Source organism: Janthinobacterium sp. HH106 (genome assembly GCF_001758725.1).
Taxonomy (GTDB): domain Bacteria; phylum Pseudomonadota; class Gammaproteobacteria; order Burkholderiales; family Burkholderiaceae_D; genus Janthinobacterium.
In genome coordinates, this window is record NZ_LRIC01000058.1 from 57,540 (window position 1) to 79,491 (window position 21,952).

The 21,952-nt window shown below is 66.7% G+C and carries 18 protein-coding genes; 4 read left to right on the plus strand and 14 right to left on the minus strand.

Annotated features, from left to right (window positions below; translation table 11 throughout):
- Positions 1–23 precede the first annotated feature (23 nt).
- Positions 24–785, plus strand: coding sequence for an SDR family oxidoreductase (locus JAB8_RS22335; RefSeq protein ID WP_070291461.1), 762 nt, complete (start codon positions 24–26; stop codon positions 783–785).
- On the opposite strand, the gene JAB8_RS22340 is transcribed toward JAB8_RS22335, so the two are convergent.
- From JAB8_RS22340 to JAB8_RS22385, 10 genes are all read right to left on the minus strand, one after another.
- On the minus strand, positions 713–1,681 hold the full coding sequence (locus tag JAB8_RS22340; protein ID WP_083287867.1) for an NAD(P)/FAD-dependent oxidoreductase: 969 nt from the start codon (positions 1,679–1,681) through the stop codon (positions 713–715). The genes JAB8_RS22335 and JAB8_RS22340 overlap by 73 nt on opposite strands.
- Positions 1,668–2,120, minus strand: a complete 453-nt coding sequence (locus JAB8_RS22345; RefSeq protein WP_070291462.1) for an Rrf2 family transcriptional regulator — start codon at positions 2,118–2,120, stop codon at positions 1,668–1,670. Before JAB8_RS22345 ends, JAB8_RS22340 begins: the two co-directional genes overlap by 14 nt.
- 117 nt (positions 2,121–2,237) lie before the next feature.
- A complete protein-coding gene (locus tag JAB8_RS22350; protein ID WP_070291463.1) occupies positions 2,238–3,647 on the minus strand; it encodes a cytochrome c in 1,410 nt (469 codons plus the stop codon).
- Positions 3,644–5,254, minus strand: coding sequence for a GMC family oxidoreductase (locus tag JAB8_RS22355; RefSeq protein ID WP_070291464.1), 1,611 nt, complete (start codon positions 5,252–5,254; stop codon positions 3,644–3,646). Before JAB8_RS22355 ends, JAB8_RS22350 begins: the two co-directional genes overlap by 4 nt.
- A 9-nt stretch (positions 5,255–5,263) precedes the next feature.
- Positions 5,264–5,788 carry a sorbitol dehydrogenase family protein gene (locus tag JAB8_RS22360; RefSeq protein ID WP_254679570.1) on the minus strand — a complete coding sequence of 175 codons (525 nt, stop codon included), beginning with the start codon at positions 5,786–5,788 and terminating at the stop codon, positions 5,264–5,266.
- Positions 5,789–5,816: 28 nt separating this feature from the next.
- Positions 5,817–6,983, minus strand: a complete 1,167-nt coding sequence (locus tag JAB8_RS22365) for a porin (protein ID WP_254679571.1) — start codon at positions 6,981–6,983, stop codon at positions 5,817–5,819.
- A 300-nt stretch (positions 6,984–7,283) separates the two neighbouring features.
- Positions 7,284–7,739: a homoprotocatechuate degradation operon regulator HpaR gene (gene hpaR / locus JAB8_RS22370; protein WP_227741981.1), complete on the minus strand. Its 456-nt coding sequence runs from the start codon at positions 7,737–7,739 to the stop codon at positions 7,284–7,286.
- A gap of 86 nt (positions 7,740–7,825) precedes the next feature.
- Positions 7,826–8,815 carry a DMT family transporter gene (locus tag JAB8_RS22375; protein ID WP_070291467.1) on the minus strand — a complete coding sequence of 330 codons (990 nt, stop codon included), beginning with the start codon at positions 8,813–8,815 and terminating at the stop codon, positions 7,826–7,828.
- Positions 8,816–8,880: 65 nt separating this feature from the next.
- On the minus strand, positions 8,881–10,698 hold the full coding sequence (locus JAB8_RS22380) for a DUF885 domain-containing protein (protein WP_139143141.1): 1,818 nt from the start codon (positions 10,696–10,698) through the stop codon (positions 8,881–8,883).
- Between the two features lie 65 nt (positions 10,699–10,763).
- On the minus strand, positions 10,764–11,804 hold the full coding sequence (locus tag JAB8_RS22385; protein ID WP_070291468.1) for a LacI family DNA-binding transcriptional regulator: 1,041 nt from the start codon (positions 11,802–11,804) through the stop codon (positions 10,764–10,766).
- A 104-nt stretch (positions 11,805–11,908) separates the two neighbouring features.
- On the opposite strand from JAB8_RS22385, the gene JAB8_RS22390 reads away from it, so the two are divergent.
- Both JAB8_RS22390 and JAB8_RS22395 read left to right on the plus strand, forming a co-directional pair.
- The gene (locus JAB8_RS22390) at positions 11,909–13,102 is read left to right on the plus strand and encodes a phytanoyl-CoA dioxygenase family protein (RefSeq protein WP_070291469.1); all 1,194 of its coding nucleotides are present in this window, start codon (positions 11,909–11,911) and stop codon (positions 13,100–13,102) included.
- 34 nt (positions 13,103–13,136) lie between these two features.
- On the plus strand, positions 13,137–14,255 hold the full coding sequence (locus JAB8_RS22395; RefSeq protein WP_070291470.1) for a Gfo/Idh/MocA family oxidoreductase: 1,119 nt from the start codon (positions 13,137–13,139) through the stop codon (positions 14,253–14,255).
- A gap of 13 nt (positions 14,256–14,268) precedes the next feature.
- On the opposite strand, the gene JAB8_RS22400 is transcribed toward JAB8_RS22395, so the two are convergent.
- Positions 14,269–15,978, minus strand: a complete 1,710-nt coding sequence (locus tag JAB8_RS22400) for a glycoside hydrolase family 3 N-terminal domain-containing protein (protein WP_217494239.1) — start codon at positions 15,976–15,978, stop codon at positions 14,269–14,271.
- Positions 15,938–16,282 (minus strand): hypothetical protein, encoded by a 345-nt coding sequence (locus tag JAB8_RS29725; protein WP_217494240.1) that lies wholly within the window; start codon positions 16,280–16,282, stop codon positions 15,938–15,940. The genes JAB8_RS22400 and JAB8_RS29725 overlap by 41 nt, the downstream gene beginning before the upstream one ends.
- Before the next feature lie 217 nt (positions 16,283–16,499).
- Here JAB8_RS29725 and JAB8_RS22405 point away from each other — a divergent pair, with 217 nt between their 5' ends.
- Positions 16,500–17,537: an AraC family transcriptional regulator gene (locus JAB8_RS22405; protein ID WP_175445231.1), complete on the plus strand. Its 1,038-nt coding sequence runs from the start codon at positions 16,500–16,502 to the stop codon at positions 17,535–17,537.
- Between the two features lie 221 nt (positions 17,538–17,758).
- Here JAB8_RS22405 and JAB8_RS22410 read toward each other — a convergent pair whose 3' ends face one another.
- Both JAB8_RS22410 and JAB8_RS22415 read right to left on the minus strand, forming a co-directional pair.
- A complete protein-coding gene (locus tag JAB8_RS22410) occupies positions 17,759–20,827 on the minus strand; it encodes an efflux RND transporter permease subunit (RefSeq protein ID WP_070291472.1) in 3,069 nt (1,022 codons plus the stop codon).
- Positions 20,824–21,930, minus strand: a complete 1,107-nt coding sequence (locus JAB8_RS22415) for an efflux RND transporter periplasmic adaptor subunit (RefSeq protein WP_070291473.1) — start codon at positions 21,928–21,930, stop codon at positions 20,824–20,826. The genes JAB8_RS22410 and JAB8_RS22415 overlap by 4 nt, the downstream gene beginning before the upstream one ends.
- Positions 21,931–21,952 lie beyond the last annotated feature (22 nt).

Sequence of the window (21,952 nt, forward strand, 5' to 3'; positions counted from 1 at the left end):
ACTCCTCACACAGAAAGCCCATCATGCAAACCCAAACCAACCATACCCAGTCACTGCTGAACAAGATCGCCTTTGTGACGGGCGGCTCGCGCGGCATCGGCGCGGCCATCGTGCGCCGCCTGGCCAGCCAGGGCGCCCATGTCGTCTTCACGTATCAAAGCTCGGCCGCCGAAGCGCAGGCGCTGGCGGCCACGGTGGAAGCGGCCGGCGGCAAGGCGCTGGGCGTGCAGGCCGATGCGGCCGACGCCGCAGCCCTGACGGCGGCCATAGACAAGGTGGCGGCGCAGTTTGGCCGTGTCGACATCCTCGTCAACAACGCGGGCGTGTTCCTGCCCGGCGCCATCGATGATTTTTCGCTGGCGGACTTCGACAAGACGATTGCCGTCAACGTGCGCGCCGTGTTCGTGGCCATCAAGGCGGCCGTGGCGCACATGCAGACGGGCGGGCGCATCATCAATATCGGCAGCACGAATGCGCACCGCATGCCGTTCGGCGGCGCGGCCGCCTACGCCATGAGCAAATCGGCGCTGAGCGGCCTGACGCAAGGCCTGTCGCGCGACCTGGGACCGCGCGGCATCACCATCAACAACGTGGAACCAGGCCCCGTCGCCACCGACATGAACCCGCCCACGGGCGACTTCGCCGACCTGATGCACGGCCTGATGGCCCTGCCCCGCCACGGCACGGCCGATGAAATCGCCGGCATGGTGGCTTACCTGGCCAGCGACGAAGCGGCGTTCGTCACGGGCGCGGGGCTGAAGATCGACGGGGGTTTTGCCGCCTGATCCAGCCCGAACATCAGCGAACGGTGCGCCGCCACGCCCGCCATGGCGCCGTCGGCCACCGCGAACGCCACGCTGCCGGCCATGCGGCCCGCGTCACCGCAGCAAAAGACGCCGGGCACGCTGCTGGCCTTTTGCTCGTCGGTGCGCACGAACGGACCCATGGCGCCCTCTTCCAGCGCGCAGCCCAGCGTCACAGCCAGGGCACTGGCCAGGCGGGTGCGGGTGGCCACGAACAGGCCGGCCATCGCATGGCGGCTGCCGTCGGCCATGACCACGTCGGCCACGCCGTCGATCCGCGCCACGGGCGTGCGCACCACCGTCACGCCGCGCGCGGCCAGTTGCGCCAGCTGCGCCGCATCGGGCTCGAACGCGCCATTCAGGAAAAAAGTGACCGTGCCCCAGTCGGGCAGCATCAGCGCATGGTGCATCGACAGGGGCCCCGTGGCCAGCACGCCGATGGCGCCCTGCTCCAGTTCATAGCCGTGGCAATAGGGGCAGTGAAAGACGCTGCCGCCCCAGCGCTCGGACAAGCCATCGACGGGCGGCAGCTCGTCGATCACGCCGGTGGCCAGCACCAGGCGGCGGCCGTGAACGACATTGCCGTCCGCCAGGATCACGTCGAAGCCATCGCCATCGCGGCTGGCTGCCGCCTGCACGGCCGTGCCGTCCAGCCAGGACACGGTGGCATACGCCAGCAGCTGCGCCTTGCCCTCGGCGGCGATGGCGGCCGTCCCGCTGCCGTCCTGGGTCAGGAAACCGTGGGAATGGCTGGCGTAGCGGTTGCGGCGCTGGCCGCCGTCGATCACCAGCACGCGGCGGCGGGCGCGCGCCAGTTGCGTGGCGGCGGACAGGCCGGCGTAGCTGCCGCCGATGATGATGGCGTCAAAGATGTGCATGGGGTGCTCCTCGGTGGATGGCATATTCTTGGCTGAAACGGTCGGCCAGGTCGGCCAGGGTAACGGCGCCGAAGCGCCGGATCAGCAGCGCCTCGGCCTCGTCGAAGGCGCCGGTCAGCGACTGGTTGACCACCTGCTCCACCAGACAGCCCGGCTGGTCGACGCGGTTTCCCATGGCGAAGATGTTGGGCGAACCGACGGCCACGTAGATGTCTTGCAGGGTCACCCTGTGCAGGTCGCAGACGATGCGCCAGCCGCCGCCATGCCCCTTGCCCGAGGCCACGTAGCCGCGCTCGCGCAAGCCGGCCATCACGCGCCGCACCAGCACGGGGTTGGTGTCCAGGCAGCCGGCGAGTTCCTCGGACGTCATCGGGCGTCCCGCGTGGGCCATGTGCAGCAGCACATGGAGGATCGATGATAGTTTGCTGTCGCGTCTCATGTAACTAATCATAGTACATAAGTTCCGCATATGCAAACGAGTTGCAAAATCCTGCACAAAAAAAAAGGGGTCAGACCCTGTCGGGTCTGACCCCAGCCTTTGCTTCAGGGTGATTTTTTAAGCTGCGGATGTTTCCTTGCGACGCCGTCCCCGCCACCACAGCAGCAAGGCCAGCAGTACCAGCACGGCGACGATGATGGCGGCGCGGGCCAGGCCGATCAGGTTCGAGGCAGGACCGCCGTTGCGCAGGGTCGTCACCTGTTCCGCCGTCACCTTCACGTCAGGATTGCCGTACATCTTCTGCACGTAATTGCCGAGGGTGACGATCTGCTCGTCCGACAGGGTCTGGCGGAAGGCTGGCATCAGGTGTCCCGCAGTATGATTACCCTTGCCATCCTGCCGCTCCACCCCATCGAGGATTGCCATCACCAGATTGTTGCTGTTGCTGCGGCCCGTCGCCGAGTTGTGGAACAAGGGCGGCAAGCTGCCGTCGAAACTGCCCTCGCCCTTCGCCTGGTGGCAGCTGGCGCACTGCGCATCGTACAGCTGCGCACCCGACATCTTGTTCAATTCCTGCGGCAGCGCCACGCCGCGGATCGCATTGAGCTCATCGCCCGCCTGGCCCCATTGCGTCACCGGTTTCGTATCCGCCTTGTCGCGGATGGCGGGTACGCTCTTGATGTAGTGCGCGATGGCGCTCAGGTCCGCGTCGCTCAGGTGCTTCAGGCTATGGTCGATGGCTTCGGCCATCGGTCCGGCTGCCTGCCCCCGGTGCGCGGCGCGGCCCGTGCGCAGGTAGTCGACCAGGTCTTGCTGGCTCCAGCTGCCGATGCCGCTGTTGGCGTCCGAGCTGATGTTCGGCGCAAACCAGGTGCCCAGATCAAAGCCCCCCAGCTCCTTCGACAGCTGCTCGGCCATCAGCGCGTTGCGCGGCGTGTGGCAGGTGCTGCAGTGGGCCAGCCCTTGCGCCAGGTAGGCGCCGCGGTTCCACTCCATGCTCTTGGCTGGATCGGCCACGAACGGCTTCTTGTCGAGGAAGATCCAATTCCAGCCCGCCATCGACAGGCGGATGTTGAACGGGAACGGCAAGTCCGTCTGTGTTGCCGGCGCCGTGTCCACCGCCGCCACACCATGCATGAAGTAGGCGTACAGGGCGGCCGTGTCGTCATCCGTCACCCTGGCGTAGGCCGTGTAGGGCATGGCCGGGTACAGGTGCGCGCCGTCGGCCCGCACGCCATGGCGCACGGCGTCGGAAAACTGCTTGAGCGTGTAGTTGCCGATGCCGTGCGTTGTCGACGGCGTGATGTTGGTGGCGACAATGGCCCCCAGCGGCGTGGCCAGGGACAGTCCGCCCGCCATCGGCTTGCCGCCCGGGACGCTGTGGCAGGCGATGCAGTCGCCCGCCGTCGCCAGGTAGCGGCCACGTTCGATGGCCTGCACGTCGGCGCCAGGGGCGTTCGCCGCCAGCACGGGCAAGGCCAGTGCCAGCAAGGCGGCGCCGGCCGCCGTTCTGAAGGTTGCCATCATGCTGTTCCTCCCTGTTGTTCGTCGAGGATGTGCTTGACGGTGCGCAGTGCCACGGCCAGGCCGTTTTCCGTCGAATTGCAGGTGCCGGACGTGGGCAGCACGCCGGTGCTGCACAGGAACAGGTTGGCATGGTCGAAGGTGCGGCCCCACTGGTCGCACACGGCCTTGGCCGGATCGGAACCCATCGACAGGGTGCCGCAGATGTGCTGGTTGTTGGCGAACACGCCTTCCTTGCTGTGGCGCAGATTGGTTCCGCCCATCAGTTTGGCGATCTGCTCGAAATCCTGCTTCGAGCGCTCGTGGCCCCGTTTCGTGTACTCGTCGATCGCATAATGCGCCTGCGGCTTGGGGATGCCCATGGCATCCTTCTCGCTGCTGAGGGCGATGCGGTTTTCCGGGTTCGGCAGCACTTCCAGCACGTTTTTCAGGCTCATTTCGCGCGCCGAGCGGAAACGCAGCTGCTGTTCGAATTCCGCGCCAAACACGCCCTTGCCGATCAACTCCCTGGTCGCGCCATCGACGCGCGAGATGTTCGTGAAGTCCAGACGGTACGGCGAATGCTGGCTGCGGAAGTCGCCGTCGCGCATGGTGTTGATGGAATTGGGACTTTGCGGGCCCCGGCCCAGCCACAGGTCTTCATCGGCGTCGAAGGTGATCGAGGTGCTCGGGTGGTCCATCAGGTTGCGGCCCACCATGTCGCTGCTGTTGGCCAGGCCGTTCGGGTACTTGTCCGTGGCGGAAACGAGCAGCAAGCGCGGGCTTTCGATGCCGTTGGCCGCCAGAATGAAGGTCTTGGCCATCACGCGGTGACTCTTTTTATCCACGTCGTAGTACAGCGCGGCCGTGATGCGGCCCTGCGCGTCGTGTTCCAGCTTGTAGACATTGGCGTTGCACACGATTCTGACGCCCGCCTCTTCCGCCTGCTGCGCGGCGATGCCGCCGTGGTATTGCGCGTCGATGGGGCAGATCGGCTGGCAGCTGTTGTTGCCGCAGCAGGCCGGGCGGCCATCGTAGCTGACGCTGTTGCGCGCCACCGTGTTGCCGACCACCTTGAACGACGGGTCGAGGCGTTCGCGGATGCGGCGCATGGCGTACGGCTCCGTCACGGCATCCATCGGGAATGGCTGCTTGCGCGGCGAACCCGTGTTCTCCGCACCCGAGACGCCCATGATCTCTTCCGCTTCCTGGTAGAACGGCTCCAGGTCTTCATAGCTGATGGGCCAGTCGACGCCCACGCCGTACAAGGTGTGGATGCGGAAATCGTTCGGCACGTTGCGCCACGCCTGCGCGGCCCAGTGCCACGAGGTGCCGCCGAACTGGCGGATGTATTCGGCTGGATACGGGTACGGACCGGCCTGCACCAGGTAGCCGTTATCCTTCGGCTGGTAGATCGGGTGCGGCGCCGTGGCCACCGATGGATACGGCGACATCCAGTCGCTGCGGCGCGTCGTGTTGCGGAAACGGGCGACGATTTCGCCGCGCGACACGCGCGGGCCCGCTTCGAGGATCAGCACCGAGGCGCCGGCCAGCGCCAGTTTGCGCGCGGCCAGCGAACCGATGATGCCGGAGCCGATCACGAGGTAATCGGCGGAGAGTGCTTCAGCCATGATGGCTCCTTAAATGGGTTTTCTGGCCCAGCTGCCGTAGGCGCCGTAGGAATACGTGGGAGGCTTGAGGACGTCGGCCACGACGGCCGCGTTCAGCGCCTGCTCGTAGGCGACGCAGACGGCCGCCTCGCCCGTACCGACGATGCCCAGATACCAGGCGCTGGCGATCTGGCGCGGCAGGGCCGCCAGCGGCGACAGTGCCGGGTCGAGCGCATCGAGCGCTTCCTGCAGGCCGGCCGCCTGCAAGCCCTGCGCATTGATCAGGGCCAGCAGCGCGCGCACTTTGGACGGGAAGGCGGCGTCCTGCGCCACCAGCGCCTCGTACAGGCGTTTGGCCAGCACGGGATCGAGCACCTGGCGCCCCACCAGCATGGCCGACACGCCCAGGAAGGCGCCCTGCTCCGCACTGGCGACCGGTTCGGCCAGCGCCCAGGGAATCAGCGCCGCGGCCGAAGCCGACAGCAAGCCGGCCAGCACCATGCGGCGGCCGGGATTCAGGGGGCCGCGGCTCCCCTTGTTATGTGTAGCGTCCAATTGAAGCTCCCGTGAGTTCAGCAACCGTTCAGAAAGAATGCTTGAGACCGACCATCACCACCGTCTGGCCGCCGTTCGACGACGGCGTGCCGTTTTGCGAATCGCCGACCGAGGCGACGGCGTCGACGATGGCGCCGTCCTGGCCCAGGGTCTGGCCGCGCGCCAGCTGGCGCGCTTCGATCAGGTAGATCGCCGTGCGCTTGGACAGCGCGTAATTCTGTTCGAACGACAGCTGGCGGTAGCGCGCACGGTCCGACACGCCGTTGGCGCGGCTGGCGTAGGTGTCGCTGTAGCCGGCGCTCAGGAACCACTGCGGCGTCCACTGGTAGCTGGCGATCAGGCCGGCCGTGTTGAAGATGGCCGTGTCGCGGAAGGTGGAATGGCTGCCCGCCTGGTATTGCACGTTGCTGGCGTTGGCGCCCACCATCCACTTGCCCATCGTGTAGCGGGCGCTGGCGGCGATGAATTCGATGCTGTCGGCCGAGGCGTAGCCCTGGTTGATGGCGGAGATGCCGAAGCTGGCCGAGGCCTTGTCGCTCCAGCCGGTGCCGTTCTCGCCATTTTTCAGTTTCAGGTAGCCGAGCGCGAATTCGGCCGGCGAGGTGCTGTACTTGACGGCGGCGCTGAAGCTGCTGCCCGCGGCATTGCCGTCGGCCGCTTCGCCAAAGCCGTATTGCGCGCTCGCTTGCAGGCCGCGCCAGGCGGGCATGCTGTAGGTGACGGAATTGCTGATGCGCACGGTCGTATCGAGGCCGTCGATATCGCCCGGGTGGGCGCCGGTGGCGCCCGTCAAGACGTTGCTCGATGCCAGGGAACCCACGAGCAGATAGTACGGCGTGTACTGGCGCCCGGCCGTCAGGCTGCCGTAGGCGTGCGATTGCAGGCCCACGTAAGCCTGGCGGTTGAACAGGGCGCTGGCCGAACTTTGCGCGCCCGTATCGCTTTCAAAGCCGTTTTCCAGCAGGAACAGCGCCTTCAGGTCGCCGCCCAGGTCTTCCACGCCCTGGAAACCGATCTTGCTGGCGGACAAGTTACCGCTGCGCATGTAGGTGTTCGAATTGCCGCCCTGGTTGCTCGCGTACGCGGTGGCCGCGTCGACCACGCCATAGATGGTGACATTGCTTTGGGCGCAAACGTTTGCGCCGATGAGTGTGGAGACGGCCAGCGCCGCAGCGCGCATGCATGTATGGTTCATTTTTCCCTGACTTTCCTGTTTTATCTGGCGAAATACGGGCGTGGCGCCGCGTTGCCGCCCCATCAACAATGAGGCATCCGCTGTTCTTCTTGATTTAGATCAAGTGCGCCAAATTATACGCTTATTTACTCACATGTAAGTGATTGACTGTAAGGCGTAGTCTTATAGCAAAACTGACAGAGGTGCGGGCACAAGCCCGGCAGGCTGCGGCAATGCACGGAACAGGCATGGGAAAAGCAGCGGCGGCGCGTGTCGAAAAACACGCGCCCGATGATGCTCAGGCAAGGAGAAGTTCGGGGCTCAGCGCAGGATGGCGGGCGCCACCGGCAGGGTTTCGAGGGCAATGAAGGCTTCCAGCGCGCGGCGCATGTCTTCGAATACCTGCTTGCCGTACGCTTCTTCCAGGTGGGCGTATTGCAGGTCGATCAGTTTACCCATCTGCAGCAGCAGGCTGGCGCCCGCTTCCGACAGGTGCACCTTGCGGCGGCGCTGGTCGCCTTCGAACTTGCTGCGCCCGATCAGGCCGATCTCTTCCATGCGCGCCAGGATGCCGCTCATGCTGGGACTGGAAATCTGGCAGATTTCGCACAGCTCGCGCGGTTCCAGGGTGGGGCTTTCGTTCAGCGCGCGCATGATGCGCCACTGCTGCTCCGTCACGCCGAAGTGATTGAGGATGGGGCGGAAATGCTGGAGCAGGCTGTCGCGCGCCTTCAGCAGCAGTTGCGGCATGTTCGGATAACGGATCGGTAGCTGCAAGCGGAACTCCTTGGGTGACCGGCAAATGAGCGTCATTATACGGCCGGCCCAGGGCAAACGGCGGACTGACAACGATGTATTTTTCGCTACGTCCGCCCTGCCCCACGCCCTTCTCCCCGCCCGTCTGCCCGCCCCTCTGCCTCCTCGTGCGCATGCCGCTGCACGGACCACAGCACGCCCGCCGTCAGCAGGAGCACGGCCACCCACTCCAGCGCCCGCGGCATGCGCTGCGCGTAGGCGAAGCCGTACAGCAGCGCGAACAGGGTCTCCGACAGGATCAGCTGGCCCGACAGGGTGACGGGCACCCGGCGCGACGCCAGATTCCACAGGTAGTTGCCGATCACGGAAGCGCCCAGCGCCAGCAGCAGGCACACGAGCCAGAAGCGAGGCCAGTCGCGCGCCGGAGCGCCATCGGCGCCGCCCGCCGGCTGCAGCGCCAGCATCACGGCGCCCACGACCAGCGCGATGACGCCGCTGGCCAGGCCATACAGCATGGCCCACTCCGCGGCGCTGACATGCGCATGGCGCTTGAGGAAACGGGCATTGTCGAGCGCATACCAGGTCCAGCACGCGAGCGCGCCGATGGCGCACAACACGCCGGCCAGCTTGTGCGCCAGGCTGGCGCCATCCGCGCCCGCGCCGCCTGCCTGGCTGAAGATATCGACATTGATGCAGGCAATGCCTGCGGCCACCACCAGCAGCGGCAAGGCCAGGCGGCGCAAGGGCGGCGCGCCGTGGTCCTTGTGGCCGAACAGCGTCACGCTCAGGGGCAGCAAACCGATGATCAGCGACGTGGGCGCCACGCCGGCCAGCTTGACGCCATACGCCAGCAGCAGGTAATACACGACATTGCCCGCCAGCGCCTGGCGCAGCATGGCCAGCCAGTCGCCGCGCCGCAGCCGCCGCAGCAGGGGCAGGAGGCGCGGCAGCATCAGGCCGGCCGCCAGCGCGCCGTAACAGATGTAGCGGCCCACCATCAGCTCGGCCGGAGAAAAATCCGGCAGCAAGACGGGCACAATGAAAACGGCGCCCCAGAAGGCGCCGGCCAGCAAACCAGATACGATCCCACGCCACATGCAGCCACGCTCACGTCATTATTCAAGGACGCCAGTATAGGGTATGCGGCGCGAGTCGCCCGCCGTCAGCCCTTCGCTTTTCTCTGCCCGGGGATGAAGTGTTCGCGCACGGCCTTGGCCAGCAAGTCCGGCGGCAGCAAGCCCTGTCCCAGCAGGAAGTTGTTGAAGGCCAGGCGGTCGAATCGGTCTCCCAGCGCCAGTTCCGTTTCCGCGCGCAGCTGCAGGATGCGCGTATAGCCGTAGAAATAGCTGCCCGCCTGGCCCGGCATGTTGAAGGTGTAGCGGTCCAGCTCCTGGCGCGCCATCGGTTTCGACAGCATCACCTCATCCGTCAGGATGCGGCCCGCCTCTTCGCGCGTGACTTGTCCCAGGTTCAGCATCGGGTCGAGCATGGCGCGCGCCGCGCGCAGCATGCGGAACTGCAGCGCGATGAACTGGCCCTCGGCCGGCTCGTACGGGATCATCTCCGCTTCCGCGTACAGCGCCCAGCCTTCCACGTTGACGCTGTTGAACGCATACAGGCTGCGCGCCTGCGACACGCCCCGCTCCACCATGGCGCTGAACTGCAGTTCGTGGCCGGGACGGCCTTCGTGCGCGCTCAGTGTCCAGGCCGCGCCCGCGAAGTTGAAATCGTCATACGCTTCGCCCTTGCCGCTGGCGGCCGGATTGCTGACGGGCAGGACGAACTGGCCGTGTTCTCCCGTATTGCCGATCAGCGGAGGCGGACGCATATGCGGCGCCGGCTGGGCCGCCGATTCGGCGCTTGACGCCAGGCGCATGGTCATGGCGCGCGCAGGGATATCGACCACGCGCTGCCGGGCGATGCGTTCCTCGAGCTGGGTATTGACGCCCTTGTAGTGCGCTTCGAGCTGCGCGTTCGGGATGGAATCGCTCTTCAGCGCGCGCAGCACCTGGCGGTAGTCGCTACCGTCGACGCCCTTCAAGACCAGCCTGGCCGCCACCACGGGCGCCAGCGCCAGCATGGCGGCGCGCGTTTCCATGTAAGCCACCTGCGCCCGCTCCACCAGCGCGCGCGGCTCGATGTCGATGCCCACCTGCTTCAGGCGAAACGCGTACAGCTCGGGCGCCATGCGGAAATCCATGCGCGCCAATGGCAGCACCACCTGCTTTTCCCATGCCGCATAGTCGTTCAGCTGCTGCTCCATGGCGGCCAGCGCGGGTTCGGCACCTGCGATCTTCATGTCGGCGAACAGCTTGCGGATGCCGGCGATATACGTCGGCACGTTTTCCAGCGACTGCGCCACCTGCAGGCGCACGGGACCGGCCAGGCCGGGCGTGCCGATTTTCTCCGTGAAGCGCGCCTTCGCCTGCTGCGTGATCGGCGTGCTGCCCGGGAACTGGCCCACATAGCGCTGCAGGCGCTCAAGCGCCTTGGCGCGGCGCGCGGCCGGGCGCTGCTCCTGCAGCAGGCTTTGCATGCTGCCAAAGACCATCTGCGGCACATCGACCCATGGTAAGGTGTATCTGGCTTCCAGCTCGGTGCCGGCGATTTCCTGGTCGACGGCGCCGATCAGAATTTCCAGGTCCTGGCGTATGCGTTCGTCGCGTTCCAGTTCCAGCTTCTGCTGCAATTGCGCGCGCGCCTTCCGCATGGCCGCCACCTGGCGCCCGGTGATGTCCGGCCCCAGGTCGGCGGCCAGGCCGTCGTACTGGGCCAGGCCCCTGTCGGACGCGTCTTCGGGCGAGAACTGCGCCTGCGCCGCCAGCACGATGGCCGCGTTGCGGTTGCTGGCCTCGACCCAGGCGGACGACGCGGAAGCCGCTGCGGAAACGACGGGGTCGGCCGCCATGGCGGGCATGGCCAGCGCGGCTGCAAGCGCGGCGGCAAGTACGGTCTGCTGCAATTTCGGCGTGACGGACATCGGGGGATTCCTTCAAAGGTGAGCGATGAGCGAAGCGGCGAGTATCGGCCAGCCTCGCAGGCCTGTCAATTCACCCCGTTCAGGACGGGCAGGTTCCACGGTGTGACGATCTGGATGGCGGACAGTGACGGCGATTGCGCCAGGGCCGGCAGCGCGCCCTGCGCCCGCAGGATTTCCTGGCAGGCGCGGCGCATGTCCTGGCCCAGGTCGTGGTGCAGCACGGCCTGGATGGCGCCCGACTTGAGCAGCGCCACGTTGTCCGCATCGAGGTCGTGACCGATGAAGACCTGGCAGGGCCGGCCCGCTCGCGCAAAGGCCTGCACGATGGCGGCATTGCCGCCGCCGATCGAATACACGGCGGCGATGCGCGGATGATCTGCCAGGGCTAGACGCACCAGCGCCCCCGTGGCCCCGTCGATGCCGTGGCCCTCGCTCACTTCGACGATGGATAAATGGCGGTGACGTTCGCGCAGCGCGCGGCGAAAGCCGATCTCGCGCTCTTCCTCACCATGAAAACGGTTGCTGCTCAGGGTCACCAGCACCTGCTGTTTTTTCCTGCTGCCCAGCCACTGGCCGACCAGGCAGGCGGCCGTCTCGCCCGCCGCGCGGTTATCCATGCCCACGTAGCTGCGGCGCGCGGAGCCTGGCAAGTCCGTCACCAGGGTCACGACGGGGATGCCGGCCGCCGCCAGCCGGTTCACCGCTTCCGCCACCGCTGGCAAGTCCGGTGCTTTCAGCAGCACCCCGTGGCTGCCGTTCTTGCGGATGCGCTCGAGCAGGTCGACGACGCCGTCCACGTCCAGGGTTTCATGCAGGTGAAAGCGCGAACGCAGCACGGCCGGATGCAGCGACGGCAATTCGACCTCCAGCGCGGCCCGCACGGCGTCCGTGAAGCGGCGCGGCGCCACCATCAGCACATCGAGCATGAATTTTCTGCCGGCCAGGCCCACCTGCGTACTTTGCCGCGCCAGTTCATCGAGCGCCTGCATCACGCGGCGCACAGTATTCGCGTGCACGCCCCCGCGCTGCTTGATCACGCGGTCGACGGTGGCCACGCTGACGCCGGCCTGCAGCGCCACGACCTTGACGGGGAACGGATGCGTCATGCCATATCCAATTCAGATTGATGGTTTTTTGATAGATTTTTTGATGAAAAATGCGGATTTTCATCCCTATACTGATTCTACAACTTAAACAACGGAGACACCGCATGCCCACCACAGACGCCACCGCAGCGCCGCCCAGCCCCTTCTGGCTAGCATCAGAAAACTGCGACCTGCAGGATTTCATCGCCACCGTCAGCCTATGCACGGCGCTGGCCGACTATCCCCACGCCGCCGCGGTGAAAGAAAACATTCTCGTCTACGACTGCGACCGGGTGCGCGTGCTGGCCGCCAGTGCGGTGTCGCTGCGCGCGCTGCAGGCCGAATGGGGCCGGGCGCTGATGGATGGTCCGGGCGTCATCGTGCTGCAACGCGCCGTCGCCGACATGGACACGCTGGAACAGGTAAGCGGCGTGTTTCGCGCGCTGATCGCCGAACAGCATGCGAGCGGCCAGGCGGCCGGCGACCATTTCGCCAAGGCTGGCGCGAATGACCGCATCTGGAACGCCCAGCAAAAACTGTGTCTGCGGGCACCCGAGGCATTCGCGCGCTATTACGCCAACCCCGTCTTCGCGTGGATCGCCGAGGCCTGGCTCGGTCCCGCCTACCAGATGACGGCGCAAGTGAACGTCGTCAACCCGGGCGGAGCGGCCCAGGCGCCGCACCGCGACTATCACCTGGGCTTCCAGAGCGCGGCCAGCTGCGCCGCCTATCCCGCGCCCGTGCACCAGATGTCGACCCTCTTGACCTTGCAGGGCGCCGTCGCCCATTGCGACATGCCGCTGGTATCCGGTCCCACCCTGTACCTGCCCGGGTCGCAGCGCTACCGCGCCGGTTTTCTCGCCTGGCAGCAGCGGCCGTTCCGCGACTACTTTGCGCAGCATTGCGTGCAGCTGCCCCTGTCCCAAGGCGACGCCGTCTTCTTCAACCCCGCCCTCTTCCACGCGGCCGGGCATAACCGCTCGCCCGACATCCGCCGCATGGCCAACCTGCTGCAAGTGTCGTCGCCGTTCGGGCGCGCCATGGAAGCGCTGGACCGCCGCGCCATGAGCGCCGCCCTGTATCCGGCCCTGCAGGCGCTGCGCTCCCGGGGCACCCTCGATGACGACGGCGTGCGCCACGCGATTGCCGCCTGCGCCGAAGGCTATGCCTTCCCCTGCAACCTCGACCGCGACCAACCGATCGCCGGCATGGCGCCGCCCACGCAGCAGCAGCTGATGCACGAAGCGCTGGCGCAAGACTGGCCCGCTGCGCGCTTTATCGACGCGCTGGACAGCCACGCCTGGCGCCGGCAAGCCTGAATCCCTCACCGCGACACGAACGGAGTACCCGCATATGCAAGACATCCACATCGGCCTGATCGGCGCCGGCTACATGGGCAAGGCCCACACCATCGCCTACAAGGCCGTGCGCAGCATTTTTCACACGGCGCTGAATCCCGTGTGCGCCTGCATCGCCACCAGCAGCGAACAGAGTGCGGCGCGCAGCGCGCAGGAACTGGGCTGGAACCGCTCCACGGGCGACTGGCGCGCGCTGGTCAATGATCCCGCCATCGACGCCGTCATCGTCGCCACGCCACCGGCCACGCACAAGGACATCGTGCTGGCGGCGCTGGCCCTGGGCAAGCCCGTATTCTGCGAAAAGCCGCTGGGCATGACGGCCGCCGAATCGCTGCTGCTGGCGCAGGCGGCGGAAAGCGCGGGCGTGGCCAATATGGTCGGCTATAACTACATCCGCACGCCCGCCAGCCAGCTGGCGCGGCAGATCATCGAATCGGGAGAGATCGGCGAGATCATCCACGTCGCCGCCGAACACGTGGAAGACTACCTGCACGACCCGCGCGCACCCGCTTCGTGGCGCACGCGCGAGGCGACGGCAACGCGCGCCGGCGCGCTGGCCGACGTGGGCTCGCACCTGCTCAACCTGGCCCTGCGCCTGGGCGGTCCCGTCGACGCGCTGGTGGCCGACATGAACACCGTGCACGCGCAGCGGCAAGGCCCGCACGGCATGGAAGCGGTGGAAAACGACGACCAGGGCAATATGATGCTGCGCTTTGCCAGCGGCGCGCTCGGCGCCCTCACCTTCAGCCGCGTGGCGGCCGGCCGCAAGATGGGCTACACCTATCGCATCACGGGGACCAAAGGCGCGATCGCCTTCGACCAGGAAGACCAGAATGCACTGTGGCTGTACGACGCCGGCCGTCCCGCGCAGCGCCAGGGTTTCCAGCGCCTGCTGATGGGGCCCGCCCACCCCGACTACCTGGCGTTCAGCCAGGGCGCGGGGCACGGCACCGGGTACAACGAGCAGATCGTCATCGAAGCGCGCGATTTTCTGCAGGCCATCGCCGGCGGTGCGCCCGTCTGGCCCACCTTCCGCGACGGCTACGAGGTGGACCGGCTGATAGCCGCCGCGCTGCGCTCCGCACGGGAGCGCAGCTGGATTTCCGTGCGTTGACAACAGGGACGGTTTAGTAAGCCAGCCCGTAGCCGAACTTGTACAGCGGATGCGCCGTGTCATACGGCACGTCCGATCTCTGCACCTGCACTTCGGCCATCGACGACGGCAGCTCGAACGGTAGCTTGCCCTGCGGCTTGGCCTTGCCCGTCAGGACATCGAACAGCGCGCCGTCGCTCACGCCGAAGTTGGCGAGGATGGCGCTGGCCTTGTCCTGCACGTTGCCGAGGATGGCCGGGCGGTCCAGGTACACGGTGACGACCGTCTTCGGCGCATACTTGGCCGCGTTCTTGATCGCCTCGTAGTCGGCGTTGCCGTCGACGTAATCGAGGCGGCCCTCGTGCTGCATGCTGCCGAAGATGTAGTTCGGGTGCAGGGTTTCATACGGCGCGGCCACGCGCAGTAGGGCCACGTCCGCTTCCTGCGGCGTGGCGACCACCGTGTAGCCATACTGCTGCGCCACGGCCGCATCGATGCCGTACAGGTAGACCTTCTTGACCGTGGCGGCCAGCGGCAAGACCTTGTCCTTGTTTTCCAGCAAGACCAGCGAGCGGCGCTGGGCTTCCAGGCCAGCTTCGATGAAGTCCGCCTTGCCCACGGTGGCGGCCGCCTTGGCCGCATCGACGAACGGATGCTCGAACAGGCCCTGCTTGAATTTCTGGATCAGGATGCGCCGCGCCGACGCGTCGATGCGCGCTTCCGTCAGCTGGCCCCGTTGCACCGCTTGCGTCAGATAAGGCGCTTCCGTCACGCCGCCGAACTGGTCCATCCCCGCCGTGACGGCCTTCACGTAGCGCTCGGCCTTGGTGGCGTCTTCCATGCCCCACGGCGTGCCGAAGCCGATGAAGGACGGCGCCACGCCAGGCGCCGTGCCGTTGCGGCAGTTGGCGTCGCAGTCGGAGGTGATGCCCCAATCGGACAGGATCACGCCCTCGAAACCGTATTTGCCGCGCAGCAGATCCGTCAGCATGGTCTTGCTGAAGCCGGCCGCCACTTGTTCCAGGGTGATGCCGTCGATGGTGATATTGCCGTCCGGCAGGGCGTAGGTCGGCATGACGGAGGCCGCCTTGGCCATGAACGCCCCTTCGAACGGCTTGACGTGGTAAGCGAAGTTGTTGCCCGGGTAGGTCATGTAGCGGCCATAGTAATTGTGGCCGTCGAAGCCCTCTTTCGTGGCGCCATAGCCGACCCAGTGCTTGACGACGGCCACCACGCTGCCGTCATGCAAGCCCGTATTGCCATCCTGAAAACCCTCGATATAGTGCTGCACCATGCGCCTGGCCAGGTCCGCGTCTTCGCCGAAGGTGCCGTTGATGCGCGACCAGCGCGGCTCGGTGGCCAGGTCCGCCTGCGGCGACAGCGCTTGCGTGATGCCGACGGCCAGGTATTCCTGGCGCGCGATGTCGCCGAAGCGGCGCACCAGCGCATCGTCGCCGATGGCGGCCAGGCCCAGGGTTTCCGGCCACTGCGAGAAGCCGGAGGTAGCCGCGCTGGCACCCACCGTGTACTGGAAATGGTGGCGCGGGTCCGTGCTGATGGAGACGGGAATGCCGTGGCGCGAAGTTTCGCTCAGGGCCTGCACCTTGTTGTACTGGGCCGCCATATTGGCCGTGTCGCCCGCCATGCGGGTAATGAAGGTGTTGACGTATTGCTTGACGATCAGGTCTTGCAAGGCCGTCAAGTCATACGCGCCGCCCTGGCCGATGCCGGTGGGGTCGGCCACGGTTGGGCGCCGTGCCGTGCATCATCAGGCCCGCCTTTTCATCGAGGCTCATGCGCGACAACAGGTCGTCCGCGCGCGCCTCGGCCGGCAGGCGCCAGTCTTCGTACGGGTCGATCTTGCCGTTGCGGTTCATGTCCTTGAAGGTATAGCCGTCGACTTTCAACTGGGTGTAGGTGGTGGCGCCGAACACGGGCTGCGTGTATCCCTCGCTGCCGGTGTGGTTGTTGCCGCAAGCGGCCAGGGCAAGCGTGGCGACGCAGCCGGCGACCACGCGGGCCATCGGTTTCAAAGTGCAATTCATCATTATCTCCAAGACTGTTTTTGTAGGTATCAAGGCGCGGCAGCAAGGCCGGCCGAAAACAATATAGCGTGAGAATGCGTGAGTTTCTTGACTGCGCAGCACGCGTTTTATACCCGCGAGAACAATTTTTGGTTAGATGGCACAACAACCAACAATCTCCTACAAAGTGCTAATATTTGTGAAAAATTACTACAACAAGCAGAATAAGCAGGAGGCAGCCTTGCACAAACCCGACACGCGCACGGTTTCGAACCGCATCGCGCAGCAATGCGCGCGCGCCATGCAGGCCGATGGCCACGATCCCGCCGACTTTTTTCGCCAGACGGGCATCACGCCGGCGCAGCTGGACGAGCCGGGCGGCCGCATCAACGCCGAGCGGCACCGCCGCATGACGGCCTACGCCCAGCAGCTGCCGCAGCACCGCGGCCTGCTCGACCTCGACGTGACGCACTGGTTCGCGCATTACTCGGGCATCGCCCACGTCTGCTTCAATCGCCCCACCCTGCGCAGCGCGCTGCACGAGCTGCTGCACTTGCGGGGCCTGATCGGCGAATTCGACTTCATGCTGATGAGCGAAAATGGCACGCGCATCGAGATCGAATACCTGTCCGAGTTCTGCCAGCTGGGGGGCGCCATGCAGGCGCTGGCCAATTTCCGCATGCTGTCGCTGGTCGCGCGCGCCTACGACGACGGCGCGCCCACCGCCTTCCATGCCGGCTTCCAGGGCAAGGCGCCGTGGTTCGCGCCGGCCATTGCCGAATGCTTCGGCGCCGCCGTCACCTTCGGCCAGGCGCGCAACACCCTGACGTTCGACGCGCCTGCGCTGGATCGTCCCTTCGCCCAGTTCAACGCCATGCTGGCGCCGCACGCGCTGTGCTACGCGCAGGGGCAATTGCAGCAATTACAGGGAGCGCAGCTGTTTTCGGCCCGCGTGGAGCAGGCCATCATCGATTTGCTGGGCCGGCAAGGCGCCGGGGACGCCGACGGCACCGCATTGCTGCCGGCCCTGTGCGACGGTCTGGCGATGAACCGCTGGACCTTGCAGCGCCAGCTGCAGCAGGAACAGACCTCGTTCCGCGCGCTGGAATTGCGCGCGAAAAGCCGCGAATCGCGCCGTTTGCTGTGCGAAACGAGCCTGAGCGTGGCGGAAATCGGCGAGCGCCTGGGTTTTTCCTCGCAAAGCGCATTTACCCGCTTCTTCAAGAACCAGTTCGAACTGCCGCCGGCGCGCTACCGGCAGGATGCCGCCGGAGCCTAGAGAAAGAGACAAGCAACAAGAAACAAGAAACAAGCAAACAAGCAAACCGGCAAGCCACGAAACGGCCCAAGTCAGAAAGACAGGCGCCCCGGGCCAAGCGGACCTGAAAAATGTCGGGGGCAAGGCGCGGCGACGCAGACAGTACGCAAGTACGGCAAGGAAGGCGCAACGCCGCCATCGGCATTTTCTCAGGCTCGCGTCTCCGGCCCGCTGTTTTCAATCTACACCACCCTTGCCTGCGGCCGTATCCTGAACCAGATCGCATACATGGCCGGCAGGAACACCAGGGTCAGCACCGTGCCGGCAAACGTGCCGCCGATCAGGGTATAGGCCAAGGTGCCCCAGAAGACCGAATGGGTCAGCGGAATAAAGGCCAGGATGGCCGCCAGCGCCGTGAGGATCACGGGACGCGCGCGCTGCACGGTCGCTTCGACCACGGCGTCGAACGGCGCCAGGCCGGCCGCCTCGTTCTGGTGGATCTGGCCGATCAGGATCAGGGTATTGCGCATCAGGATGCCCGACAGCGCGATCAGGCCGACCAGCGCATTGATGCCGAACGGCTGCTGGAACAGCAGCAAGGTGGGCACGACGCCGATCAGGCCCAACGGGCTGGTCAGGAACACCATCACCATCGCCGAGATCGAGCGCACCTGCAGGATGATCATCAGCAGGGTCAGCGCCAGCATGATGGGGAACAGCGGCAGCATCGCTTGCGTCGCCTTCGCCGATTCCTCGATGGAGCCGGCCTGCTCGATGCGGTAGCCGGCCGGCAGCTTGTCGATGACGGCTTGCAGCTGCGCCGTGATGGCGCCCGAGACGTCGGGCGGCTGCATGCCGTCGGCGATGTCGCCGCGCACGGTAATCGTCGGCTGGCGGTCGCGCCGGCGCATCACGGGTTCTTCCGAGCGCACCTCGACGCCGCCCACCTGCGACAGCGCAATGCGCTCGCCATTCGCGCCGGCCAGGGTCAGGTCGGCGATGCGCGCCGGGTCCAGCCGCACGTCGCCTGCCGCGCGCGCCACCACCTGCACCGTGCGGATATCTTCGCGCACGGCGGTGACGGGCACGCCGCTGAGCAGGAACTGCAGCTGCTGCGCCACGGCGGCCGACGTCAGGCCCATCGCCTGCAAGCGGTCCTGCTGCAGGCTGAAATGCAGGGTGGGCGTGCGCGTGCCCCAATCGGTATTGACGGTACGCATCATCGGGCTGGCCTGCATCACGCGCCGCACCTCGTCGGCGATGCCGCGCAACACCTCGGAATCGGGGCCGCTGACCCGGTAGGCCACGGGAAACGGCGAGTACGGGCCGAACACCAGTTGCGTCACGCGCACGCGCGCCTCCGGCGCCAGGCCGGCGGCAACGGCCTCGCGCAAGCGCTGCTTGAGGCTGTCGCGCGCCTGCTGGCTGTCGGTGCGCACGACGATCTTGGCAAACGAAGGATCGGGCAACTCCGGCCCCATCGCCAGGTAAAAGCGCGGTGCGCCCTGGCCCACATAGGCCGTGACGATCTTCGCTTCGGGCTGGCGCGCCAGCCAGGCTTCCACTTTCGCCGCCGCGCCGCTGGTCTGTCCGATCGCGCTGCCGTAGGGCAGTTGCACTTCGATCAGCACTTCAGGGCGGTCCGAGATCGGGAAGAACTGTTTCTTGACGACGGCCATGCCCAGCACGGCCAGCACGAACAGGCCGATCACGGTGCAGAACACCAGCCATTTGCGGGCGATCACGCGCCCCAGCAGCCGGCGAAAGCGGTGGTAACGCGGCGTGTCGTACAGCGCATCATGGCCGCCGGCGACCTTTTTCAGCTCGGGCAGCAGCTTCACGCCCAGGTAGGGCGTAAACACCACCGCCACCACCCACGACGCGATCAGCGCGATGCCGACGATCCAGAACATATTGCTCGTGTATTCGCCGGCGCTGGAGCGGGCAAAGCCGTTGGGCATGAAGCCGACGGCCGTCACCAGGGTGCCGGCCAGCATGGGTGCGGCCGTATGGCTCCAGGCGTAGGCGGAGGCGGCGATGCGGCTGTAGCCCTCCTCCATTTTCACGACCATCATTTCGATGGCGATGATGGCGTCGTCCACCAGCAGGCCGAGGCCCAGGATCAGGGAACCGAGGGTGATGCGGTCGAAATTCTTGCCTGTCGCGGCCATCACGATGAACACCACGGCCAGGGTCAGCGGCACGGCGGCGGCCACCACGATGCCGACGCGCCAGCCCATGCTGATAAAGCACACCAGCATCACCACCAGCAGCGCGGCGAGGAACTTGAGCATGAATTCATCGACGGCCGCGCTGATATTGACAGCCTGGTCGGTAACCTTGGCCAGGCTCATGCCCAGCGGCATGGCGGCACCGATGGCCGTCACTTCCCCGTCCAGCGCCTTGCCCAGGTCCAGCCCGTTCCAGCCGTCGCGCATGACCACGCCCAGCAGCAGCGCCGGCTCGCCGCCATTGCGCACCAGGAAACTGGCCGGGTCTTCCTGGCCACGGCGCACGGTGGCGATATCGGACAGGGCCAAGGTGCGCCCCTGCGCCACCACGGGCGTGTCGCGGATCTTTTGCAGCGCGTCGAGCGCGCCGTCGAGGCGGATGGACACCTGCGGCCCGCGCGTTTCGACCGAGCCGGCCGGCGTGAGGGCATTCTGGCCGTGCAGTGCCGCGAACACGTCCTGCGCCCGCACGCCCAGGGTGGCCAGGCGTTCCTGCGAAAACTCCACGTAGATGCGTTCGGCCTGTTCGCCGATGATATTGACCTTTTTGACGCCCGGCACGTGCAGCAGCCGCTGGCGCAAGGTTTCCGCCTCGCGCACCAGCAGGCGCTGCGGCTCGCCTTTGGCTTTCAGCGCATACAGGGCAAAGGTGACGTCCGCGTATTCGTCATTGATCATGGGGCCGATCACGCCGGCCGGCAAATTGGCCGCCTCGTCGCCGGCCTTCTTGCGCGCCTGGTAAAACTCGGCCTGCACCTGCCCGGGCGGCGTGCTGTCGAGCAGTGTCAGGGTCGTGAAAGCCAGCCCCGGCCTGGTGTAGGTTTCGGCGCGCTCGTACCAGCGCAGCTCCTGCAGGCGCTTTTCGATCTTGTCGGCCACCTGGTCCTGCATTTCGCGCGCGCTGGCGCCAGGCCAGGCGGTGACGATGGTCATCACCTTGACCGTGAAGGCCGGGTCTTCCGCGCGCCCCAGCTTGAAGAACGACAGCAGGCCGGCCAGCGAAATGAGACAGATCAGGAACAGGGTGACGGAACGCTCGCGCACGGCCAGCGCCGACAGGTTGAAGCCCGCCGCGCTCATGGATGCGCTCCCGCGCCGGCGGCCACTGGCGCCGGCTCGAGCCTGACCCGCTCTCCCTGGTGCAGCAGATGGGCGCCCAGCGCGACGATGCGTTCGCCCGCCTTCAGGCCGCTGACGTCGGCGCCGTCATCGTGCAGCCCCTGCACCTTCACCGGCCGCCAGGTCACTTGCGCCGGCGTACCGGCGATCACCCACACGCCCTGACCCTTGCCCGCATCGTGCAGGGCCGCCAGCGGCACTTGCACAGTGCCGCTGGCGGCATGCGCGCCGGGCAGGCGCAGGGTGACGGTGGCGCCCAGCGGCGCGCTTGAGAGCGCCGCGTCGAGCACATAGCGCGCCTCGAAAGTACGCGTTTGCCGGTCCGCCGTCTGCGCCAGCTGGCGCAAGGTGGCCGGCACGCTGGCGCCCGGCCTGCCGAACAGGGTGGCCTGGGCCTTGGAGCCGAGCGCGGGGCGTACGGTTTCCGGCAGCTGGATCGCCGCTTCGCGCCGGCCGTCATGGGCCAGGCGCACCACCACCTGCCCGGCCGCGACCACCTGGCCCGGTTCGGCCAGGGTGTCCATCACGACACCGTCGGCGTCGGCCAGCAGCACCGCGTACTGCAACGCATTGCGCGCCACCCCGGCCAGGGCTTCGGACGCTTTCAATTGGGCGCCGGCCGCGTCAGCCACCGCCTTCACCTGGTCGTAATTGGATGCCGAGATGGCGCCGGTGCCGCGCAAGTCGCGGTAGCGCGCCTCCTCGTCCGCCGCCTGGCGCGCGCGGGCGCGGTCGGCCGTGACGGACTCCTGCCGCGCCTGCGCCAGCAGTTGCAGGTCGTCGGCGTCGAGGCGCATCAATGGCTGGCCACGGCGCACGACCTGGCCGGCGTCGACCAGCCGTTCGCTCACCTTGCCGGCCACGCGGAAACCGAGGTCGCTTTGCACGCGCGGCGCGACCACGCCCGTAAAGCTGCGCGTGCCCGCTTCGGCGCCCTGCACCGGGACGGCGCGCACCAGCGGCGTGGCGGTGCGCGGATCGGCCTGCGCCTTGTCGGCGCAGGCGCTCAAGGCCAGGGGCAAGGTGGAGATGACTACAGATGAAGCGAGGCGGCGCCAGCGCATAAGAATCCCATGAATGAGTGAT

Bases quoted from the DNA above. Each gene is read 5' to 3' on its own strand.
- JAB8_RS22335 (WP_070291461.1), top strand. From the start codon at position 24: ATGCAAACCCAAACCAACCATACCCAGTCACTGCTGAACAAGATCGCC.
- JAB8_RS22340 (WP_083287867.1), bottom strand. From the start codon at position 1,681: ATGCACATCTTTGACGCCATCATCATCGGCGGCAGCTACGCCGGCCTG.
- JAB8_RS22345 (WP_070291462.1), bottom strand. From the start codon at position 2,120: ATGAGACGCGACAGCAAACTATCATCGATCCTCCATGTGCTGCTGCAC.
- JAB8_RS22350 (WP_070291463.1), bottom strand. From the start codon at position 3,647: ATGATGGCAACCTTCAGAACGGCGGCCGGCGCCGCCTTGCTGGCACTG.
- JAB8_RS22355 (WP_070291464.1), bottom strand. From the start codon at position 5,254: ATGGCTGAAGCACTCTCCGCCGATTACCTCGTGATCGGCTCCGGCATC.
- JAB8_RS22365 (WP_254679571.1), bottom strand. From the start codon at position 6,983: ATGAACCATACATGCATGCGCGCTGCGGCGCTGGCCGTCTCCACACTC.
- JAB8_RS22375 (WP_070291467.1), bottom strand. From the start codon at position 8,815: ATGTGGCGTGGGATCGTATCTGGTTTGCTGGCCGGCGCCTTCTGGGGC.
- JAB8_RS22380 (WP_139143141.1), bottom strand. From the start codon at position 10,698: ATGTCCGTCACGCCGAAATTGCAGCAGACCGTACTTGCCGCCGCGCTT.
- JAB8_RS22385 (WP_070291468.1), bottom strand. From the start codon at position 11,804: ATGACGCATCCGTTCCCCGTCAAGGTCGTGGCGCTGCAGGCCGGCGTC.
- JAB8_RS22390 (WP_070291469.1), top strand. From the start codon at position 11,909: ATGCCCACCACAGACGCCACCGCAGCGCCGCCCAGCCCCTTCTGGCTA.
- JAB8_RS22395 (WP_070291470.1), top strand. From the start codon at position 13,137: ATGCAAGACATCCACATCGGCCTGATCGGCGCCGGCTACATGGGCAAG.
- JAB8_RS29725 (WP_217494240.1), bottom strand. From the start codon at position 16,282: ATGATGAATTGCACTTTGAAACCGATGGCCCGCGTGGTCGCCGGCTGC.
- JAB8_RS22410 (WP_070291472.1), bottom strand. From the start codon at position 20,827: ATGAGCGCGGCGGGCTTCAACCTGTCGGCGCTGGCCGTGCGCGAGCGT.
- JAB8_RS22415 (WP_070291473.1), bottom strand. From the start codon at position 21,930: ATGCGCTGGCGCCGCCTCGCTTCATCTGTAGTCATCTCCACCTTGCCC.